19 protein-coding genes are annotated in these 19,925 nt (G+C 35.5%); 13 read left to right on the top strand and 6 right to left on the bottom strand.

All coding sequences use genetic code 11. The features are described from left to right. Window positions 1-233 precede the first annotated feature (233 nt). Window positions 234-536, bottom strand: coding sequence for a hypothetical protein (locus tag HS5_RS06960; RefSeq protein ID WP_236753441.1), 303 nt, complete (start codon window positions 534-536; stop codon window positions 234-236). 44 nt (window positions 537-580) lie between these two features. On the opposite strand from HS5_RS06960, the gene HS5_RS06955 reads away from it, so the two are divergent. The 4 genes from HS5_RS06955 to HS5_RS06940 all read left to right on the top strand — a co-directional run bounded on the left by HS5_RS06955 (window position 581) and on the right by HS5_RS06940 (window position 6,102). Next, entirely contained in the window at window positions 581-853 is a 273-nt protein-coding gene (locus HS5_RS06955) for a hypothetical protein (RefSeq protein ID WP_236753440.1), read from the top strand. Between the two features lie 1,074 nt (window positions 854-1,927). After that, window positions 1,928-2,098, top strand: a complete 171-nt coding sequence (locus HS5_RS06950) for a hypothetical protein (RefSeq protein ID WP_236753439.1) — start codon at window positions 1,928-1,930, stop codon at window positions 2,096-2,098. 775 nt (window positions 2,099-2,873) lie between these two features. After that, window positions 2,874-4,535 carry a hypothetical protein gene (locus tag HS5_RS06945; protein WP_236753438.1) on the top strand — a complete coding sequence of 554 codons (1,662 nt, stop codon included), beginning with the start codon at window positions 2,874-2,876 and terminating at the stop codon, window positions 4,533-4,535. Window positions 4,536-4,779: 244 nt separating this feature from the next. Then, on the top strand, window positions 4,780-6,102 hold the full coding sequence (locus tag HS5_RS06940; protein WP_236753437.1) for an MFS transporter: 1,323 nt from the start codon (window positions 4,780-4,782) through the stop codon (window positions 6,100-6,102). Window positions 6,103-6,397: 295 nt separating this feature from the next. On the opposite strand, the gene HS5_RS06935 is transcribed toward HS5_RS06940, so the two are convergent. Next, a complete protein-coding gene (locus tag HS5_RS06935) occupies window positions 6,398-7,102 on the bottom strand; it encodes a hypothetical protein (RefSeq protein WP_236753436.1) in 705 nt (234 codons plus the stop codon). Window positions 7,103-7,184: 82 nt separating this feature from the next. On the opposite strand from HS5_RS06935, the gene HS5_RS06930 reads away from it, so the two are divergent. Then, entirely contained in the window at window positions 7,185-7,361 is a 177-nt protein-coding gene (locus HS5_RS06930) for a hypothetical protein (protein WP_236753619.1), read from the top strand. A gap of 521 nt (window positions 7,362-7,882) precedes the next feature. Here the strand turns inward: HS5_RS06930 and HS5_RS06925 are convergent. Beyond that, window positions 7,883-9,307, bottom strand: a complete 1,425-nt coding sequence (locus HS5_RS06925) for an MFS transporter (RefSeq protein ID WP_236753435.1) — start codon at window positions 9,305-9,307, stop codon at window positions 7,883-7,885. A gap of 303 nt (window positions 9,308-9,610) precedes the next feature. On the opposite strand from HS5_RS06925, the gene HS5_RS06920 reads away from it, so the two are divergent. The 6 genes from HS5_RS06920 (at window position 9,611) to HS5_RS06895 (ending at window position 14,397) form a co-directional block, all read left to right on the top strand. Continuing rightward, window positions 9,611-10,321 (top strand): HAD-IIB family hydrolase, encoded by a 711-nt coding sequence (locus tag HS5_RS06920; protein WP_236753434.1) that lies wholly within the window; start codon window positions 9,611-9,613, stop codon window positions 10,319-10,321. Window positions 10,322-11,004: 683 nt separating this feature from the next. Then, window positions 11,005-11,565 carry a hypothetical protein gene (locus HS5_RS06915; protein WP_236753433.1) on the top strand — a complete coding sequence of 187 codons (561 nt, stop codon included), beginning with the start codon at window positions 11,005-11,007 and terminating at the stop codon, window positions 11,563-11,565. Then, the gene (locus HS5_RS06910; RefSeq protein WP_236753432.1) at window positions 11,565-12,059 is read left to right on the top strand and encodes a hypothetical protein; all 495 of its coding nucleotides are present in this window, start codon (window positions 11,565-11,567) and stop codon (window positions 12,057-12,059) included. Before HS5_RS06915 ends, HS5_RS06910 begins: the two co-directional genes overlap by 1 nt. A 60-nt stretch (window positions 12,060-12,119) precedes the next feature. Beyond that, complete coding sequence (locus HS5_RS06905; RefSeq protein WP_236753431.1) at window positions 12,120-12,641, top strand: ADP-ribose-binding protein; 522 nt, start codon at window positions 12,120-12,122, stop codon at window positions 12,639-12,641. A 30-nt stretch (window positions 12,642-12,671) separates the two neighbouring features. Next, window positions 12,672-13,136, top strand: a complete 465-nt coding sequence (locus HS5_RS06900; RefSeq protein WP_236753430.1) for a PaREP1 family protein — start codon at window positions 12,672-12,674, stop codon at window positions 13,134-13,136. A gap of 106 nt (window positions 13,137-13,242) precedes the next feature. Then, entirely contained in the window at window positions 13,243-14,397 is a 1,155-nt protein-coding gene (locus HS5_RS06895) for an FAD-dependent oxidoreductase (RefSeq protein WP_236753429.1), read from the top strand. Here the strand turns inward: HS5_RS06895 and HS5_RS06890 are convergent. Further along, window positions 14,394-15,686, bottom strand: coding sequence for an ATP-binding protein (locus HS5_RS06890; RefSeq protein ID WP_236753428.1), 1,293 nt, complete (start codon window positions 15,684-15,686; stop codon window positions 14,394-14,396). The two genes, HS5_RS06895 and HS5_RS06890, sit on opposite strands and share 4 nt — an antisense overlap. 337 nt (window positions 15,687-16,023) lie before the next feature. Here HS5_RS06890 and HS5_RS06885 point away from each other — a divergent pair, with 337 nt between their 5' ends. Further along, complete coding sequence (locus HS5_RS06885) at window positions 16,024-17,046, top strand: hypothetical protein (RefSeq protein WP_236753427.1); 1,023 nt, start codon at window positions 16,024-16,026, stop codon at window positions 17,044-17,046. 410 nt (window positions 17,047-17,456) lie between these two features. Then, window positions 17,457-18,212 (top strand): SDR family oxidoreductase, encoded by a 756-nt coding sequence (locus tag HS5_RS06880; RefSeq protein WP_236753426.1) that lies wholly within the window; start codon window positions 17,457-17,459, stop codon window positions 18,210-18,212. Here HS5_RS06880 and HS5_RS06875 read toward each other — a convergent pair. Then, window positions 18,209-18,574: a hypothetical protein gene (locus tag HS5_RS06875; RefSeq protein ID WP_236753425.1), complete on the bottom strand. Its 366-nt coding sequence runs from the start codon at window positions 18,572-18,574 to the stop codon at window positions 18,209-18,211. The two genes, HS5_RS06880 and HS5_RS06875, sit on opposite strands and share 4 nt — an antisense overlap. Window positions 18,575-18,654: 80 nt before the next feature. Beyond that, window positions 18,655-19,845, bottom strand: a complete 1,191-nt coding sequence (locus HS5_RS06870; protein WP_236753424.1) for an MFS transporter — start codon at window positions 19,843-19,845, stop codon at window positions 18,655-18,657. Between the last annotated feature and the right edge of the window lie 80 nt (window positions 19,846-19,925).

The following is a 19,925-nucleotide window of genomic DNA, read 5'->3' as shown; positions in this document are numbered from 1 at the left end:
GTTTCTTCTTCTTTGTTAAAGGCTTCTATAAACTTATATTAAAGCGTATATATGGTATCTAGAATTCTTTATCTTATACGCATTGTTAACTAGACTTGTCATACAGAAATTCCTTGCTAAAAATTTAGGTCTTTAACATCTAGTAAACTTTCATCATACTCCCTAAGTTAATTGTTAGTGAATTTTATAATAAAATGTGTAATGATTTTCTATCAATATAGAAAATCAAATTGTTAATCTTTTATTAAAGCAGTCCCATAAGGTAAACCCGGACTATAGCTTGCAAGGCTGAAGATTTCGTATAATGCTTTGATATTATTTTCTATCTGAGACGCTAAGCGAGCAAGCTCTGGAGTATATCCATAAATCCGATATAGAGACCAAGCAACTAATTTTGGAATACTACTTGTCCTGTTTTTCAACTCCTTTTCTACATGGCTGTAAATTTGCATGCAAGTGACTGCCCAGACTGGAGGTATTCCGTGCTTAGATAATATCGCATGTATTTGTGGATCTATTTGCCTCCTTTTTCTCATATTGTCAAACCTATGTAGGGTTTCAGTATTTATCGGAAGACGTCATGTACCATTCCCGTATTTTACAAGTTTTTCCTCCAGTTTTACCCCTACGTAAACCTAAAAGGAGAGAAAGCAGGATATACACTTCGGTATATATTACCCATTATTTTAATTCTTACGGAATTCCAGAGAGTATAGTTAGCCTAGCTAAGGAAAGGTCGAAGGTAGAGAGCCTTGAAATCCTCGAAGACGAATTAACCCTGCAGTTAGAGTGTATAAAGGTAATCTCCCCGTCTATTTCATTGGAAGAGGCCTTTAAAGAAAATACTTATTGAATCGGTTATGAAGTTTGCAGACGTCATTCTAGTTGACGAAATAGAAGGGTCGTTGCACCACGATATGTTAACAGAGCTGACAGAGGAAATTGCCGACAGTAACTAACGTTCTTTTTAACAACTTAAAGCAACAAGGCTTTAAAGGTTAATCTACGATAAAGTTAAGGACTTAAACTTGATAGTACTTAAGAATAGGAAAGCAATTTTTATACAAACCAGAGGACATCAAGGCGATAATGGAGATGGAGAAAAACTTAAGCTGAATTAATTATGCTTGAACGCAAACATTACCTTGTTGAAGGAAAGTTTGACATGATAATTCTATAAAAGATAGATATTAAGAATGTAGACGTCGGGAACGGTAAAGAGAATGTGTTAAGGCTATTTAGGATTGTCAGTGAAGGGTGTTTCATTATAGACTGTAATGATCAAGGGTTTACCGCAATAACTTCCGCTTAACGACACTAAATACTCTCCAGTACTCCCTGTTGGGAATAAGAAGCTAATAATAGTTGGTGACCCAAATAACGATTTCAAGGGTAGTATAGAAACTGTTTTACTAAAATTACTAAATGAACATGATGAGAGAGCTGAGAATTCCCTTACTGCTGTGAAGCTAACCAGCTCCCAAAGGGATAAAGTTGAACTATTACTTTTAACCTTTTTGAAGACTGAAGATTCTGACCCGCTCCCGCCTAAACAGTGGTTTATCTTTACGACCCCTCATCTCCTTAATATCGTTAATGTTTCCAGTTATATTAGAATTTCCATTTTTACCTAAGATACGGAATTAGTAATGCGTTATTGTTGAAATGCGTTCCCGCATATAATAAGCAATATTACTTAATAATATATTATTAGGATTCATTACACTTTTTGCTGTAAAGGATTCTTAGGGAGTAACCCAGTAAATAATAATATGCCAATTATAGTAAGAAAAGTCCACAAGAAGGACGACGGTAGCACTGTTTGGATAAGAGTAGGGGAGTTGCCTCCGGTGTTAAAAGACGGAAACGTAATTGACGGCGGGTTTTTATAAAGATAGGCAACGATAAGAACGATAAAATAATTAGGTTGACAGACCAGGAGACTTTAGGCATAGCGTATAGGATTTTAGAGTCCTGTAGAGCACACGTTAGAATCTTTGTTAAGCTAGACGAACTTTCGTATGAGCAATATAAGAGGAGTAGGGAAGTAGTTAAGGAGGATGAGGAAATTAGGAAAATAGAAGAGAAAAGGAACTGACTCTGGAGAAAATTGAAGGGGAATTAATAGATTATTTAATGTCAGCAGGCGGTGAGACTACCTTAGATAAGGTAAGATTTAGGCGAAGAGTATGTAGCTTACTTAAAGACGATGAAGAACAAAGGAGTGAAGATTAAAGGGATTAAAGTTAAATTGGACTTTAAAACCACTTCATAAAAAGCTCTACTTTTGCTAACACTATTATTCTGGAAAAGTTCAGTCCATCACTTGATGGTATATCCTTTGTCTAAAGCTATAAATTTCTGAAAGGCACTAACGCTAAAAACGTTAACGTGGCGTTCTTATTAAATTGAACCTTCATTAAGATAAAGTTTTGAGTAAACTATGATAAAAACAATATAGTAGTTATTCTAATTTTCCTTGGTAATACAGAATTCCCAGAATTACCGGCAAAGTTTTTAGGTTTACGTTTGGCTAATTGAAAAGTGTAAAGTAGGTGAACGTGCCTAGCTCTCTTGAATTGAGAAGCTCCGCAGTTGAAATAAGTATATGTTAAGACCTAGATGAATTGAAAATATTTAAGCTACGTCAAAATAGAACAACTACTAAACAGAATTAATTTCAAACTAAGATTCTACGAATCCCCATACAAGATAGGCCGTTCCTAATAGAGATTAACTATAATACAGTTCGTAATCTCCGCGCCAGGTTATTACTTTAGGTGTTTTACTTAAATTTGAAATTAAACTTCCCCTTGAAGTCATAAGCGTTTCTCTGGACTAACCTTTTTACCCAGTAAATATATCGGATTTTTGTGGACAAGGATAAGGCGTTAGCAGTTAACTTTTCTCAGATTATATTTGCGATAACCATGCTACTTTTCTCTAACCCGAACTACGATAACTTACTATTCATTTCAGGTGACGTAACACTAGTTTTCCTATCAGGAATTCTCCTCTTTACTAAGATAAAAGTTGAGGACGAACTGTTCAATACAATTATCTACGCAGAGGCTTTTGCTGTTGGCTTGTTATACTATTTTGCGGGAACGCCTATTTATGTCCTGGTTGTGTACTTAGCCATTGTGCTTCTAGGCATAAGGTTTAACTTCTTAACTGAAGCATTGCTAGTTAACTTCTTAATCCTAACAGTTTTTACTGTGAGAGTAGCTAAGTTCGGCACTGACGAGATGATGCTCAGTTATTATGCAGCTTCTCTTTTCCTCCACGGAGAGAATCCTTATAACCCTGCGCTCATGCAAAACGTCTACAGTGTCCTTCATTTAAATATGTTTATCTTCGGAACTCCGCTCTCCACAGGAGGGGTAGTGACTAGTTATGATTACCCTGCACTGCAGATGCTTTTATTAGTACCTTCTGTTCTTTTGCACTTTAATCCAAACTATATTACTGTAGCGTTTTACGTGATCATACCCTTCATTCTGTACTTTAAGAGAGAGGATAAGCTGACATTCATTACTTTCCTTCTCTTCTACTTGATAGATATTAATTACCGCAATTACTCAGCAGGCGGTGTAACTACGATGGATTGGTTAATCTTTGCACTCCTTTCCCTTCTCTTCAAAGACGTGAGGAAAAAAGGGATATTCTACGGATTAGCTCTATCGGTAAAACAGACACCTTTCGCACTATTCCCCTTCTACTTGGTTTATTTGTATAAAGAAGGGTATTCCATGATAAAATTCTTGGCTTACTCTGCGCTTACATTCCTGATAGTTAATGGTTACTTCATCTTACTTTCTCCTACATATTATATACAAGGAGTACTGTATCCGGTGACTGCACCTTTAGTTGGGATAAGCATGAGTGTTTCAATGTATTCCATAGCAGGGTTCTTTTACATTTACCCAAAGTTCTTCACTCTGGCACTTGCAGTAGTTATGGTCGCCGAGGTTTACTTATTCTGGAAGCACTACGACAACTTTAAGGACTCCTGGACATTCTTTCCATACTTCATATTCTTCGTAAATTACAGAGCTTTATGGAATTATTTCTTCTCATGGCCTATTCTAGGCTACTCTCTTCCTTCTTCTAGCAGGGGAATAAAGGTCAGTAAGTCGGCCCTAAAGGTGTTGGCAGTGCCTCTACTCCTTTTGGTAGGGTTAGCGACGTTTTTCCATTTTGCCTATACTCCTTATTGCTCATCAATTGGTGTAGAGGTCTTACACATTTATGAAGAGAACGGAAGGGTTTACTGCCTTTTGCTAAATGTAACTTACTGCCCTAAGTCACCTTCATTACCTTCATGCATAAGACCGCTTGTAAGGATATTCCCTGATGCTAACGCGATTTCAGCTTATGGCTATATATTCTACTCAAATTCTACTTTCCTGAAGGCTTATCACTGGGAGGTAATTAGACTGTGGTCTCCTCATAAGGATTACTACGTTCCTGATTCTCCTTTCAGGATAGAGGTATATTACGGTAACTTAGTCGGAATTGCTTGTGGTAATTGAGTACGGCAAAACATATGTAACTAAAATTCGCTTGAGGGCGTACAATTATTTATGCTAATCGATGCTTTGTGGATCACTTTAATTTTTACCAAATCTAGTTAAACTAGCTTTAAATTAACTCGATAGAATTTAAGAAAAACTAGATTTAACACCTAAAGAAATTGAAGCACACGAGAAAGCAGCTAATTGAATATCCTCACTTTTATATAACTAAGTTTATAACCAACTTTAATGAAATGATCTTATGGACTTTTCGGAAATTGATTTTTCTAAATGGACTAAGGCGCATTGGTCGCTCTTCTCTTCCTTAGCTGTAGGATTTTTCATGTGGGGAGTTATTGCGTCTATAGCACCTCTATTTTACCCTTGCGTTCACCAAGTCTGGTTTTTAATAGTACCGATAATTGCTCAGCTAGCGGGAGATTTGTTGATTTCAAGGCTTTCGGATATAAAGCTAGGTAGGAAGGGGACTTTCTTCTTGACTATGGGGCTCTACGGTAGCGGTGCGTTAATCATTTTCGGAGTATCACAAGCAGTTCTTTCTAAGGTAATTTCCACTTCTTCTCCCTTCTTCTTACCTCTAGTAGTCCTTGGAATCATACTTAGTTACTTAGGAATTGAGGGAGAAGTTCCTACTGCCCTCTCTTACGCTGGGGAAACAATGCCACTTTCCTTGAGGGAGACAATGCTAGTCTTTCTACCTAACTTCGACAATATAGGTGCTGCAGTAGCTGCTGCTGTATCCTTCCTGACGTACTACCTTTCTTCGTCTTATATTGTAGAGTTGAGGACTCTTGGGATTTTAGCAGTGGTAATGGTTGGGTTTGCAGTCTTCATGAGGTATTTAACTCCTGAGAGCGTTAGGTGGTTAGTTAAGGCAGGGAAGAAGAGTGTTGCTGAGATGGAAGTTAGAAAGTACTTTTCTCCATCAAAGCCGGTTAAGGAAAGGAAGGAAGTTAAGGAGGTTCCCCTCTCTTTTAGATATGCTTTCCTTTCAATTATTGGGGTCTCACAGTACTTAACTTACGGTTTAATGGCTTATGTAATTGCTGATTATTACTTCTCTGGGATTACTGTTGATGAGATTATACTTGTAGCGAACTTGGGTGCTTCTGTAGCAGGTATAATAGCCTCTTTCCTGATTAAATATGCTAGAACTAGGAAGTTTGCAGTGTTCTCCTTCCTTGGCGGTACAGTTACGATGATCCCTATATTGTTGCTCATAGCAAGAATTCTTCCTTTTACCCTCAGTCTGTTTTACGCTTTACTTCTGTTTAACATGGCTTTCAGTGAGTTAGGTTGGGCTACTAGAACTATCTTTGAGCCTTTACTTATGCCTATAAAGTCCAGAGCTTTTTACGTAGGACTGGTGAGGGTAGCGCCTATGTTAGCTTATGCTGGGTCGATTTACTTGACTGCAGGGTTCTCATCAACTCAGTTTACGCTCTATAACTTGGCTCTCTGGGGTCTCGGATTAGGAGGTAGCTTAGCCTGGTATTATAAGGGTTACGATACTAACCTAGTACCTATAGAGGAGACTGCTGGGGACGTAAGTATAAAACAGTGAGATAGAAGGGCTAGTAATTATTACCTAAAGGCAGTAATTTTTACAATAACCGGCGTATTTTTAATTTATTTAACATATTTAAAACTCTTGACCCATACTTTCCCTATAAAATATAATGTACGAATCTCCTATAATCCCGTATAGTTCTTCTAGGTTATAGATTAATATATGCCTATTAGCGTACCTTAAATTCTCTAAAATTTCCTTTAACCGTTTTGCTCGCTCAGTATTTTTCTCGTATAACCAAATGAGAAGTATATTAGTATCGAAGAAATATTGCTCGTCGTAATCCGATTTAATCACCGTGAAGCTTTGAAAACATATAATATCCTAATGACCTTGGAGAAGGTATAAGGAAGTCTGATGATAATGCGTATAATAATACGCCGTTCAAATCGGATAAATAGGGAAAGATTTTTCCTTCATTTATGTATTGAATTATTGGTACGCCCAACAGCGTGACAATAAAATTTACTGTATGCAGATAGTGTTTCTCTTTAGAATTCACAGTCTTAACATTAGGGTTATCTAACTTTAATTCCTTAACTTTTAAATATACCTTAGAGAGGTATTCAAGGTAAAGGGAGTAATAAAGTAAAACTTGGAGATTAAATTCGCCCTTTAGCGATTTTTCATGCAGTTCTTTTCTTACCTCGTTCAAACCTTCAATTAGCTTTTCTAAACCTCTTAGTGTCATTTCTTTATAATCTATTATTTTAGTATTATTCTCCAATATTGAAGAATACATAGATAAGTCATCACGCAATTTCTCGTATTTCTTTTCTAACTGCATTACAATATCTAAATTATTCTTATTAGGATCTAAGGGAATTAATAAGAGAGAATCATGGATCTGAAGAAGTTCGTCTGCATATGTTTTAGCAATATATCTGCTCATTTTATCCACTAAGGTTGTAGGAAAATTCCTAATATTCTCTCCAGAAAACGATGATGAATATTCTGAAAATGATTTTAGTATTACTTCATCAGATGACGGCATTATTCTATATTTATACATATAACATAAATAGCTTATGTGCCCTTTTTACGCATAATGGTATAGTTACTGGGTGCAATTTTTAGTGAGCTCAACAAAAATATACTTAATGAGAATTGAAGATAAGGACGAAAAAGGAGAAGGTTACCTGGTGATTGAGAGTAAGGAGGATTTAGAAAAATTTAGGAAAATGCTTATTGATGCCTATTATGAGCTTAACCCTGACCGTAAACGTTCTTGTAAGACCCGATCTAGCAGATAAACACAGTTTTGGGGTCTATATTATTAAGATCTCTAGTAACCTCTATTAAAAATGAAAGATTTCCACTAATGCCCAACTCGCATATTTAAACTGTCATAACTGATTCTTTTTTTAAAAATAAACAATATTCAAAGAGAAAGCTACGATTACAACGTGTAATTCAAACTGTAATTTTACAGATCTCAACAAGTCCATAGTTGATGAAGTTCAATATGTAATTAAATTATAGTCAGACCATAAAGGTCAAGGATAAACATGTCACAGTATAGAACGCATCTAACTCTGTGGAATAGTAGGAACCATATGTCAGATATAATGTTTTGTTATATACATACTGAATTACCTTAATCTTTAAGGCCTAACGAAGTATAGGAGAATTTGCTCCACAGCCCCTTCTAGAGAGAATATTAATCCTAGGATTTGTAACGTAATAACTACACTATAAATAAAATATTCGACAAATTAAAACAAAAGTTGAGTACTTTTCGGATTAATTATTTTTAATGGATAGTATAAAAAAGTTATACTTCTGTATTTTTATCTGAGCTATTTGTTATATCTTTCACTGCATAACTTGGTAATCCTTCTCCGTTTCCTGTATATCTCTTTTGAATTTCTTCTAATGGCATTTGTTTTGTTTCTAGTGATAGGAAGTAATATATTACTGCCGCAATTACTGCTACTATGATATCGTAAACTAAGGAATTAGCAACTCCCAAGAATGCATACAGTGATAATGCAGGTAGAGCTAAGCCGAATTCGAATAATTTCTCCCAACCTACTGATAACCCTCTTAATTTAGTTGGGAACACTTCTCCAGCCGGAACGTACTGTAAAGTCCCTACGAATCCTACGTTTATAAGGAAGAACAACGAGAACATCGCTATAACTAAAGGAATTGTAAGCATTCCCATCACATAAGCTACATAAAGTACTGCTAAGGGAATTGCTGAAAGACCGAAGCCTAATGTACCTAATACCTTTCTCCCAAGCCTATCTGCCGCAAATACTGTTATCAAAACACCGAAAGTCCCCAATATATCAATGCTCAATGTGCCCAATAACGATTCAAAGGATGAGGCTCCTAAGTCAGAGAGTACCTTACTTGAATACACTGAAACTAAATTTACAGTTAGTGCGTATGCAGCTCCTATCCAGAAAATGTATGCCACTTGCCTGGCATATGGCCTGCTAAAGAATTCTTTCAAGTTCTGTTTGAATGAAGGCTTATCTTCCTGAATGGCAGTAAAGTTGACCTCAGGTTTTAATCCGCATTTCTCTAGCCTATTTACCGCTTCCTCCGCCTTCTTTTTGTTACCTACTTCAACTGCCCATCTTAAGCTTTCCGGCATTTTCCTCCTCAGCGCTAAAAGGATTATTGGCGGTACTGAGGCAATTAGAAAATCAATTCTCCATGCTGTTAAAACTCCTACGACGGCAGTTAATCCTAACCCTATGCCAACTGTAGCTATTGTCCCCAGCATGAAGAATACTTTTTCCATTGATAACAGTCTTCCTCTTGTTGCTGCAGGTGCGTATTCTGAAACTAAAGGAACTGCTGCAGCGTAATCTATTCCTATAAAAGCTCCTAAAAAGAATCTGAATATAAAGAACGATATCCCGTTAAATGACATTGCGCTAAGTAAAGCAAATATTGCCATACCGAGTGTATCATAGATGAATAATTGTTTCCTACCATATTTATCTGAAAGTAGACCTCCAACTATAGCGCCTCCTGCAACGCCTACCCAATAGCCTGCTACAACTATTGCTGTCATTACAGCGCTCAAATGAAATAGAATTGAAACCGCTAATAGTGAAACTGATGCGCCAAATTCGTTAAACGCATCTGTAAAAGGACCTAGAGCAGCTAATACTGTAAGCCTCTTATGGAAGGACTTAACTCTTGTATTGTCTAAAACTTCATAATTTACCTTATCGCTCATTTGAGGTCACGGGTTATAAAGTAAGATTTTATCCTTTATATTCGTTCATGAAACAGTTTTTAAATGATAGATGCTCTTAATGTTTAAAATCTTGAACTTATTCAAAAGAATAAAACCTTTTTATATATAATTTATATACAATTGTTAATATTTTATAAACTACTTCAAGGAGTTAAAATACACTTGAAATTTATTTATAGATATTATCAGTATTTTAACCTTTCAATAAACTATTTCACTAATTTTTATTGAAATCCGATTTTTTCTAATAAATTTTAAAAAAGGCTTAGCAAAAAATCATGTATGATCGTGTTTTCCGACTATGATAGAACACTTGCAATGCAAGAGGATGGATTTAGAATAAGGGACGAGGTTGCTGATAGAGTAAACGATTTCGTTAAAAAAGGAGGTAAGTTTTTTGTAGTTACAGGGAGAGAAAAGAAGTACACTGGAGGAATAAGGAGGAAGACCATCTACGAGCTTTCAGGAAGACTGTCTCCAAGTGGGTGGGTTTTGGAAAATGGTGGAATTGTATTAATAAATAACAAAAAAGAAATTGTCTTAGCCGATAAAGATTGGATTAACCGCATGGAGGAAATTTCAGTCAAGCTAGATAAAGTTAAGATAGAATATACTAAAGGAGAGACAATAATTTTTGTTGATAATAGCTATGATAAGAAAGACTTACTTGAGAAGATCGTTGGTAAAGAAGGAAAAATAGAATGGAATACTAAGGATGCTATGATCCTTTCGCCAAAAATTGATAAAGGAGTAGGAATTGATGAAGTGCTCAATGTTTTAGGTAAGGATATAAGCATTGGCATTGGAGATGCCCAAAACGATATACCTCTGTTTAAGAAAGTGAATATTAAGGTAGCTGTTAGTAATGCGCTCCCTTGCATAAAGGAAATGGCGAATATAGTACTTAAGAATCCTGCAGGGTATGGATTAATGGAATTGCTCGATTTAATTGAAGGTAATAAAATAGAAGAATACAGTAAAGGAATGTATTAGCAAAGTATTCTTTAGATAAAGATTATGAGGAATTAAACTACCTTATGGAGATATTAAGGAAAACGAGTAATAAAAAACTAAAGAAGATAATAGACGTGCATACAATAGTATAAAGGCCATTATCTTTACCTAACTTCTCTCTGGAGTATTTAACGGGATCTTCTTTTAGTAATTCTAGTTTATCAACTATTAATATTAAAGTTAGAAAGTTCTCTCACAACGAATTTGGCAAAATCCTTAACTTTCCTCATCATGAACTTTATTTTCCACTTCTAGCAAACCACGATAGAAGGAATAGAGAAAGAATTTAAAAACATCTTTTCGTTTAATATCTCATTAGGAATAATAGTTGTTCAATTATTTCTTCCTTCTGCCCCTTTTTGTTTGCGGAATTCTTTAGTAGTTTATACTCCTTGTAAAGCTCATGTAATTCAACTAAGAAACTAAGTATCTTAAGGTGGTTTGTAACATTGAATTTGTATCAATATTCAGTCTCAGTTCTTCTTCCTAGCGGGTCACTCACAACCACAGTGTTTAGCGGATGTGAAGTGCATCTTAAGGGCTCATGATAAATTAGGCTATCTAACTAATTGAATGTAGATTAGGCTAGCTCATGGTCTAGAATTTCCTGTCGTTAGAAACATAAGCTAGTCTTTAAATTCTAATTTATTAAATTGTAAATTATGAGTAAGAAAACTACCATTGCTGTATCAGAAGAAGTTAAAGCAAAACTAGAAAAGATAAAAAGGGACAAAAGCTGGGACAAGTTCTTACTATCATTAGCTAACAAGTACATAGAGGACAGTAAAGAATTGATAAGACATAGTAAGGTTAAATGCAAACCTAAAATAAACGTAGACAGTCCTAACTCATTTAGCTTGGTATTTAAAGACATCGAAAACCCAAAAGATTTTTACATACCAGTATACACTACCATGGGCTTTGAGAATAATGACCTAGTTTTCCTTTCTCTCGAAATACTAGATTTGCCGGACCAGGCTGACGCTTTCTATTCATATATAGGTTATATACTAAAACAAGGGATAGAACTCGACTTTCCTTATATTTACATGTACTTTAAGGACTATGAAGAACCTCCTGAATATTATGACTTCAGTGCTAAGGTTAAACTTTATTTATCTAAGGAAGGTATTAGCAAAGCATTCTTTACTGTAGATAAAGATTATGAAGAATTAGATTGCCTTATGGAAATATTAAGGAAAATAAGTAAAAAAATCTTGTAATGAGTAAACCTAACGTAACCTTTGGTAAAGATATAATCAAACATTTGGAAGATATAAGGAACGTTACGCAAAGATATGTTGGTAAATGTAAAGAAGCCCTTACAGACTTTAATATATTACAAAAAATTGTAGATCTTTGTATTATTCCTATATTTAGAATTTGTGATAAGAGTGGAGTTTGTATTAATGACGATAAAAGTGCTAATAAATACTTTAATGAGGTTGCTAGAAGAACATTCTACATAAGATACTGTTGTTGCCTTCTTCCGTGTAAAGTATATTTTAGAATTACAGTGGCTCTAGATAACAGTTGTAATTATACAGTAGTTACATTCCATCCAATAACTAGAATAAAAGATTGTAATTTTGAACAAAAGACTAAACTTAAAAATCATATATCAATTATATGTTGCTCTCCTGACCCTGTAAGTTGCCCCATTAGCGAATTACTTTTAGTGTTTAATAATTTTTGCTTACACACATTACATTTATGACTTTGATGCGCATCTTAAGATCTTAGTAAAAGCTTTTACTTCATCCTCATATTCTCACTTATGCAGATTTACCTTACTAAAGGTGACATAACTGAAATTGAAGCAGATGCAATAGTTAATGCGGCAAATTCTTACCTTGAGCACGGAGGAGGAGTCGCTTACGCAATAATTAAGAAAGGAGGTTGGAAAATACAAGAGGAGAGTAGGGAATTTGTAAGGAAGCACGGGCCTTTAAAGACTGGAGAAGTTGCTGCTACCTCTGCTGGTAAACTTAAGGCAAAGTACGTAATCCATGCAGTTGGCCCTAGGTACGGTATAGAAGGGGAGGATAAACTTGAGGAGGCAATAAGGAATTCATTAAAGAAAGCTGAGGAGTTAGGAATTAAGAGTATTGCAATGCCAGCGATTTCTACCGGAATTTACGGCTACCCTTATGAGGTCTGTGCTAGGAAAATGGTTAAAGTGCTGAAGCAAGGCTGGAAGTTAGATAAGGTAATTGTTTGCCTTTATACAGACGATGCTTACAACGCCTTTAGGAGGATATTTAGGGAAGAAGGAGTTGATTATATTGGCGAAAGCTAGTTATTTATAAAATGTTAAGAATTTAAAAATATGGTTCAAGAATTACAATTTGACCCTATAGCTTATAAGAGGACGAGGCTTCAAGAGGCTAAGTACGAAGCTGAAATTGCTAGGAAATTCCTTGAGCAAAACCTCATAAGGAACGCCGCAGGTAAGGCTTTTCAAGCATGGAAAGCTTTAGTTGCTGCTTTAGCTGTAGATAGGAGGAGTGATCTTGAGAAGCTTTACCCAGGCTATGTTAAAATAAAGGGAAATAAAACTGTTAAAAAAGTCGATTGGATTATCCTTATCATGCCTACCACTCTATTGAAGGAAGTAGCGATGGTAATAAATGACGAGATAAATAATTTTACTAACATGGCGCTTTTACTCCACCAATATCAGTATAATGGCCCAGATAAGGAAGGAATTGCAAGCTTTTATAGAAGCGACGAAATGGCAAAGCAGGACATTTTGCGACTTTTGAGGGAAATAGATAAGCTCACGTCAATGTAAACGAGTGTGACGCCGAGTTTCTTGCATTATATCCTTTATCGTCTATGTAAATACACACTATTCTGAAAATTATCTGTTAAATCTAATTTAAACAAGATTAACTTTTATGTCCAAAATATCATTAACACCCATGAACGTGCTTATTCTAGGTTCTGGATATGCTGGTTTAACTGTTGCTCATAGGATAAGGGATTACACACGCTCAGTTAACGTTACGATAATCTCGAGGTCTGCAATAGTTAGAGAAAACACAATCTTCCCTCTTCTCCTGACAGACGAAGTGAAGGTTGAGGATACCGAATTTAACGCAAAAGAGGCTATGGAAAAGAAGGGGGTTAACTTCGTTGAGGCTGAAGTTGAGACAGTTGAAGACGGAGAAGTAAAGACTTCAAAAGGTACTTTCGATTACGATTATCTATTTATTGCTTTGGGAGGAGCATATGAGGAGAACTTTGAGAAGATAAAAGGTCATGAACATGCATTTATGCACCATACTCTTGAAGGTTTTCTAGGTCTTAAGAAGGCAGTTAATGAAGCTGAGGAAGGTGTAAAAGTATTCGTAGGCAATGCTAGGAATAGCCCTATTGAGGGACCTTCTTATCAAGTTGCTTTAATTACTGAATACTTACTAAGGAATAAAAAAGGTGAAGTTTATTTAGCGACTCAAAGCCCTAGAGGTGTATTTGGTCCTATTCCAGATCCTAGAATTTCTGAAATAGCAAATAAGTATTTTGAAAAGAGGAGGGGAATCCATTTAATTAAGGGTAAATACGTTGAGGAAATAAGGAAAGATAAAGTAATATTAAACGATGGACAAGAAATAGAGGCTGATATAAAATCAGTTTTGCCAACTCTTTCTGCACCTAAGACAGTTAAGGAGTTCGCTGACGAATCAGGATTTATTCCAGTCTCTTTCCCTACGTTCTCCTACAACGAAAGGATATTTGCGTTAGGTGACTCAGCAAAGGGAATGGTAGGACCTAAAACGGCTAGGGCAGCAATGGTCTCTGCTGAGAATTCTGCTTACGCCTTTCTAAGGGAGATAGGAATAAGCGTTGATAAGCCTTATTATTCTCAAGGAGTTCTGTGCATAATGGAAAGTGGAGATGACGGAGGCATCGTTAGGTTTGATAAGAATTCTAGAGAGACGAAGTCTTATGTCCTCTTTGGTAAACAATACGTTACAATTAAGAAGATATACAGCAGGCTATTAGTAAATAATGCCTTTGACGTTCCTTATCACGCGTCATTGCCTGTCTAATAAAAAACCTTTTCAGAGGAAATTAAATAGAGGAAAATTGAAATAGGGATTTTAGCCTTTTCCCCTTCAATTCCCAGGTCGTCTAGAGTTAAGATATATCCCTTCTGCATTCTTAAATCTCGGAAGTCTCCTTTGCCGAATTTGACCTCAACTCCTACGTCGTCAACTATAAAGTCCACTTCTTTTCCTCCTTTAAAGAATGTATAGCCTACACCTTCATATTCTCTTGCTAAATGCTCTCCAACTATTCCTTCTATTACATGGGGGATGTCGTTGTCTGTAATATCTTCTCCCTTTGTATACCTCTTTATTACTCTAAAAATGAAAGGATCTATGAAGTAAACCTTCTTGAACGACTTAATGTTTACTTTTCCTCCTTCAATTTTCCTGAATATTCTAAGGAGAAAGAGCTTCTCTGCAAGGTCTAGGTAAGACGCTACTGTATTATGGGAACCTATTGAAGTTTCTTTGGATATAGTATTCTCTGAGATTCTTGAACCGTAGGATTCTACTATTTTTCCCAGTACCTCTTTAAATAATACTTCATCCTTACCTAGTTTTGCTAAATCGCTGAGCACAGCGTCCTTGTAAACTTCATAAAGGAAAATTGGGTCTCCGCTTGCATAATTAGTTGCCAAAAAACCTCCTTTCCTGACGTAGGCTAATAAAGCTCTATTTAGTTCTGACAGATATGGAAGCAGCTTTAAAGAAGCTTCGTATACTCCTTTCACGTTGAACAATTTTACTGTAGATGCCTTAATTCTCGTAAAGAACGTGCTAAAGAATACTCTGAAGTTTAAAGGATAATATACTACCTTTTTTATTGGTCTTCCAGGTAAAGTTTCCCTCAATAAAGACGCTGAACTGGAACCACTTACGTAAACTATGGAGTTTTTAAAATATCCTGCGTTAAAAAGGTGAAGGAGACCAACGTTCCAGTCTTTTACGAAAGTTATTTCGTCAAGGAAAATAAAACCTCTTTCAGGATTAATAAAGGATCTGTACTGCGAAACTAGAGATATTAATTCCTCTTTATCCTTGAGGGAATCGCAGGAAAAGAAGAAAATTTTAGTAGGCTCTTCCTTCTCTAGTAGGCTCATTATAGTAGTCTTCATGAAGGTCGTCTTTCCTACTTGCCTAGGTCCAATTATAAGGAGACTTTCATTTAATGGTTGCATTATGAACCTAGGGTTTGAAGATAAAGCCCTCTTTACGTGTTCATCTTCAAATATTTTATCCTTACTCACCCACCAAGGGTTCTGGAAGTTCATTTGTGAAATTAAGGACATCTTGTCAATATTTAGACAAGAATAAAATAAATCTTGTCAACTAGTTGATAAGTTTCACGTAAATTTTGTCATTTAAATGACAAGTTTTCCCATATATTACGTTCACCATAATGTCAATATTTTTATTTTTAATCTTTCATTATCACGCAAGTTAATTTTAAATTTAAAAGATTACGGTCCGTTAATCTAAACAATATTTAAAGTTATCTTTAAATAAGATTGTTGAGGAAATAATAGTATGCAAGAGACAGTTGTTGAAAAGAAATTAGAAGAAAAGGAAAAAGAAGTGAAAACAGTAGATATTACCACAGTTAATAGGGTGAGAGGTTTAGATTAAATGGAGTGTAATGAAGTACTGAAGTTAGCAACACAAGGAGAAAAGTTAGATAAAGAAATAGGAGCATATTATGACTGTTTTTTAAGTTTACAGCATTTTTTAAGATTCAACGTAGCTTTAAAACTTAAGAGGAAAGCAACTAAAATAGGTAATTACGTTTATTTTGACTTAGATTACGACAGGCCTTCAAGCTTCATTGCAGGCATTGATGATACAACAGGGAAGATATTCACGATGCCAGTTAGAATGTGCGGTATATATTACGAGACTGAAGAAGAGATAAGGAGGTGTATGGGCTTCGATTACCATTATTACGAGAAGTTTGAGTACTCCACTAATATTAAAATAAGGATTCAGGGAGACCTAGTAATGGACGTAATAAGGGCTTACAATAGTAAGGAAGAGCTTCTTAGTTACGTTAATGAGAATAAGGAAAACTTTAGACAGTTATGGGAGAGCTTCGTGAGGTCTGAATTAGGAAAAGATGAAGAAATGAGAAAAGCTGAGCTATTAATAGGAACTTACCAAGAATTAATGGACTTTGCATTGAATACTAGGGTTTACAAACAAGAGGACAGGAAGGACGTAATTAAAGTAGTTAAAGTTATGAGAGTTCTGGAAAATGATATACTTTCTCTAGCAAAGAAGTACGAAATAGAACTTCATAATTTATATGAGAAACCCAGGTCCTCTGAGCCTGAAAGGTATAAATGCATAAGGTTCCTTGACATTCAAGAGTTCGCAAGGAAAATTAGAGAAAAGAAGACTGAAGAATTGAGTAAGAACTTTGAGAACTTCGTTTTAAATCAAGAAAACCCAGTGAAGATAAGGATTGGTCATTACACTACTCCTCACGAAATATCTTTAACAGGAGTAATAACTGATGTTGTTGAAGGAAGAAGAGTTAACGCATTAATTTTAAGCCCTCAAAAGATAAGCGTAAAGCATCCAGAACATGGGTTAAATGAGTTTCAAATACCTAAGCCGTCTTATGTGCAGTTCAGATTAATGGAGCCGTTTTAAGTGTAAGAAGTAGATAGAGAGGAGTTGAAAATTTATGAAATACTTTATGTTATTTTTATATTTCATTATTTTTACTTGCAATATAATTTATAGACAGTATGCTGCTTAACTGGGTGATTCACGGATCCATTGCGAATTGGAATAATAGAGAACCATAAGAGATATATTCATGAATTATCACACTAACTAAACGTGTTTGACAAGTATAGCTGTAATATTTTCCTCTTGTTATAGAAACAAAGCAAGTTCGCAAAGAAAACTTGAATCGCCCGTTATTCATGATGAGCAGATTTAGTAATAATTATTCATTTATAATGGCTATAGGATTTATAATATCTGTAATGTCCAATTCCTTAATGGTGGTGAAAGTTCTATTTTAAATTTTTTAGCTATCAAACATACCTCTCTTTATGGTCTCTGGAAAAACTGTTGTAATAACTGGAGGAACTAAAGGGATAGGAAGAGCAATAGCAGAGAAGTTCTTCTCAACAGGAAATAAGGTAATAGTACTTTACAACTCTTCTGATAAAGAAGCTGAGAAAATGAAGGAAAGGGGATTTTACGTACTTAAATGTGACGTCTCTAAGAGGGATCAAGTTATAGATGCAGCTAAGAACGTCTCTGAAATTGCAAAGAACGTGGATATCCTTGTGAACAATGCAGGGATTTGGTACTTAATGTCCTTTGAGGAGTTTGACGATGAAAAGTATAGGAGAATGTTAGAAATTAATTTGAACGGCACTATTTACGTTACTCATGCTTTCCTACCTTTAATGAAGGAAAAAGGAGGAGTAATAATAAACATGGCGTCTAACGCAGGTTTGGGGACTTCTGCTTGGGGTAATACGTTCTATTCAATAACTAAATCTGGAATAATAATCTTAACTAGGAGGTTGGCCTACGAGCTTGGTAAATATAATATAAGAGTTAATGCACTAGCTCCAGGATGGGTAGAGACTGACATGACTATAGGAGGAAAAACAGAGGAAGAAATAGAAAAACTTAGACAATGGTTTAGAGAGAGAACAATGCTACACACTACCGGAAAGCCAGAGGATATAGCAAATATTGTGTACTTCCTTGCAGGTGATGAAGCTAGGTATATCACGGGTCAAGTAATTGTTGCCGATGGAGGAAGAATAGATTACTTAACTCACGGCACTTAAGTCTTTGGCATATCCTTCATTATCTTTTCTTTTACTGTTTCGTCGAGTGAGTTGAGGACTTCCATCACCATTTTGGAATCTCTTTGTTGTACTTCTTTAGGCATTTCTGAAACTACTTTCATTCTTAAAGATAACACTGATTTTACTATACTATCGTCAAACATTGAAATAACTCTCATTGTACCTTCACACCAATTCTTGTAGTCTTCGTCACTCGCTTTTGAGAGTGCAGTTAGCAACTCTTTTACTGCACCTTCAGCAGTTTTTTCGTCCATTGAAAGTAACGCTTGAATTATTTTTTGTATATTATCTAATCTATCTGTATAGGGAAGTTTTGCTACTTGAACGGGGTTTACACTCATATCCTAATTTTCTCATAAAACTTTTTATCCTTATCTATTTCTTTTTAAGTTCAAAAAATATAAATTGATAAAAGAGAGTTTTATTCTTTACTCCTTTTTTCATAATTCCTAAAAAACATGTAATAAAGTAATGGATCAAATAAAGAGATAAAACCTCCCAGAAAAATTGAAACTGCAAAGAGTCCTGCAGAGAACAATGCGCCAGAAATTAAACTACCAAGGCCATACGGTACTCTTCTTGCTAAGCCTGTTATTGAAGTTCCGCTTGCCCTTTCTCTATCAGAAAATACATCCATTGCTAAGGACTGCCTCATGGGAATTGTCACTGTATAAGTTATTCCCCTGATTAGGAAAATTGCGGAAGCTATAATGAAGGTAGGAGAGAAAGGTATTAAGATTAGGAGAATAGAAGAGAGGCCTCTGAGCATTGAAATGCTTTTTACTCTACCTAATAGCTTCTCTATCTTATCGGCAAAAAGGAAGGAAATTCCTACTAAACCGTAGGAAACAGAATAAAGGTAACTTATCTCGCTTTCACTTGCGTTGAAGTCTAGCTTAAACCAGAGAGGTATTAATGGCATTACCATCCCTAGGCCTATGCTCCCTAAACTCCCTGCAATGGAGATTTTTGAAATTGAGGAGAAAGAAGCTTTCGGTGCGCTTAACTTACCAGTTCCCTTATCTTTCTGTATTAAATAAACAAAAAGGATTGAAAATATGGAAATTATGAAACCTAAGGTAAAGAGAAAGGAGTAAGAGATTGAAGGATATATAGTAGTTACTAAATCTGAAATTAATCCGCCAACAAAAGCTGAAATTGTCGCAACGGCGAAATTCAGCGAGTAAAGCTTAGTTCTCTCCTCTTGCATTGAATGATCTGCTATTAAAGCTGTCTGCAAAGGATTAAAAGGGCCTCCTCCTGCTCCTCCACCTATTCCTCCTCCTGAGGCTGTTCCAACTCCTAAAACCGAAGTTAGGAACACTATTAAAGGGATTTTGACGAAGGCGAAAATGAACAAGTTAAGCGAGAATAGGGCACTTAAAAGGAGTAAGATATTCCTCTTTCCGTAAGCGTCTCCTAAAAATCCTGCGATTATTAAAAGGACTGCCATTGATATTGTAGCTATGAGGAAGTAAATTCCTATGAGAAATGTAGGAATACCTATTTTATGTAAATACAACGGGACTAGAAAGGACATGTAACCCAAAGGGAGGCTTCTGAATATTCTTGATAAAAGGATGTACTTTATGTTAACTTCCATAGTTAACATATTTACCCTATCTTCTCTTTTATTTTTTATGTAATCTATATAGGTTATATATTATCGCTGTAGTTCTGAAAAATTTTATA

This window comes from Acidianus sp. HS-5 (assembly GCF_021655615.1).
Classification (GTDB): domain Archaea; phylum Thermoproteota; class Thermoprotei_A; order Sulfolobales; family Sulfolobaceae; genus Acidianus.
The sequence above is the reverse complement of the archived record's forward strand: the minus strand, read 5'-3'. Positions and strand labels throughout refer to the sequence as shown.